Annotated in this window: 1 protein-coding gene; it reads left to right on the top strand. The window is 63.3% G+C overall.

Annotated features, from left to right (window positions below):
• Window positions 1-441 (top strand): AAA family ATPase (locus ER639_RS11960; RefSeq protein ID WP_129065973.1); only part of this gene is annotated, 441 nt, incomplete at both ends.

Genomic DNA, 441 nt, shown 5'->3' with positions numbered 1-441 from the left:
TCGTTGAAATGTTCGTTGGCGTGGGCGCAGCCCGCGTGCGCGACATGTTTGAAAACGCCAAGAAGCAGGCGCCCTGTATCGTGTTCATCGATGAGATCGATGCGGTTGGCCGCCATCGTGGCGCCGGCATGGGCGGCGGCAACGACGAGCGCGAGCAGACCCTGAACCAGATGCTGGTCGAGATGGACGGCTTCGAGGCCAACTCGGGCGTCATCGTGATCGCGGCAACCAACCGTGCAGACGTGCTCGACAAAGCGCTGCTGCGTCCTGGCCGCTTCGACCGTCAGGTCTACGTGGGTCTGCCGGATATCCGTGGTCGCGAGCAGATTCTCAAGGTGCACATGCGCAAGGTGCCGATCGGCAACGACGTCGATGCATCGGTGCTTGCGCGTGGCACGCCGGGCTTCTCGGGTGCCGATCTCGCCAACCTGGTCAACGAAG

Source organism: Macrococcus sp. DPC7161, assembly GCF_004117835.1.
In the GTDB taxonomy this organism is placed as follows: domain Bacteria; phylum Bacillota; class Bacilli; order Staphylococcales; family Staphylococcaceae; genus SDSC01.
Note: the sequence above shows the minus strand (reverse complement) of the source record. Positions and strands in the feature narration are given on the sequence as shown.